The organism is Pseudomonas sp. MF6755 (assembly GCF_016405635.1).
GTDB lineage: Bacteria > Pseudomonadota > Gammaproteobacteria > Pseudomonadales > Pseudomonadaceae > Aquipseudomonas > Aquipseudomonas haemolytica.
Window position 1 is genome coordinate 1 of sequence record NZ_JAEKDA010000048.1, and the last position, 1,382, is coordinate 1,382.

1 rRNA gene is annotated in these 1,382 nt (G+C 53.1%); it reads left to right on the forward strand.

Annotated elements, in window-relative coordinates:
• Window positions 1-1,363, forward strand: a 23S ribosomal RNA gene (locus JFT66_RS29620); the annotation flags it as partial.
• Between the last annotated feature and the right edge of the window lie 19 nt (window positions 1,364-1,382).

Consider the following 1,382-nt stretch of genomic DNA (forward strand, 5'->3'; position numbering starts at 1 on the left):
TAACGAAGTGGTTGATGCCATGCTTCCAAGAAAAGCTTCTAAGCTTCAGGTAACCAGGAACCGTACCCCAAACCGACACAGGTGGTTGGGTAGAGAATACCAAGGCGCTTGAGAGAACTCGGGTGAAGGAACTAGGCAAAATGGCACCGTAACTTCGGGAGAAGGTGCGCCGGTGAGGGTGAAGGACTTGCTCCGTAAGCTCATGCCGGTCGAAGATACCAGGCCGCTGCGACTGTTTATTAAAAACACAGCACTCTGCAAACACGAAAGTGGACGTATAGGGTGTGACGCCTGCCCGGTGCCGGAAGGTTAATTGATGGGGTTAGCTAACGCGAAGCTCTTGATCGAAGCCCCGGTAAACGGCGGCCGTAACTATAACGGTCCTAAGGTAGCGAAATTCCTTGTCGGGTAAGTTCCGACCTGCACGAATGGCGTAACGATGGCGGCGCTGTCTCCACCCGAGACTCAGTGAAATTGAAATCGCTGTGAAGATGCAGTGTATCCGCGGCTAGACGGAAAGACCCCGTGAACCTTTACTATAGCTTTGCACTGGACTTTGAATTTGCTTGTGTAGGATAGGTGGGAGGCTTTGAAGCGTGGACGCCAGTCTGCGTGGAGCCAACCTTGAAATACCACCCTGGCAACTTTGAGGTTCTAACTCAGGTCCGTTATCCGGATCGAGGACAGTGTATGGTGGGTAGTTTGACTGGGGCGGTCTCCTCCTAAAGAGTAACGGAGGAGTACGAAGGTGCGCTCAGACCGGTCGGAAATCGGTCGTAGAGTATAAAGGCAAAAGCGCGCTTGACTGCGAGACAGACACGTCGAGCAGGTACGAAAGTAGGTCTTAGTGATCCGGTGGTTCTGTATGGAAGGGCCATCGCTCAACGGATAAAAGGTACTCCGGGGATAACAGGCTGATACCGCCCAAGAGTTCATATCGACGGCGGTGTTTGGCACCTCGATGTCGGCTCATCACATCCTGGGGCTGAAGCCGGTCCCAAGGGTATGGCTGTTCGCCATTTAAAGTGGTACGCGAGCTGGGTTTAGAACGTCGTGAGACAGTTCGGTCCCTATCTGCCGTGGACGTTTGAGATTTGAGAGGGGCTGCTCCTAGTACGAGAGGACCGGAGTGGACGAACCTCTGGTGTTCCGGTTGTCACGCCAGTGGCATTGCCGGGTAGCTATGTTCGGAATAGATAACCGCTGAAAGCATCTAAGCGGGAAACTAGCCTCAAGATGAGATCTCACTGGGACCTTGAGTCCCCTGAAGGGCCGTCGAAGACTACGACGTTGATAGGTTGGGTGTGTAAGCGCTGTGAGGCGTTGAGCTAACCAATACTAATTGCCCGTGAGGCTTGACCATATAACACCCAAGCAATTTG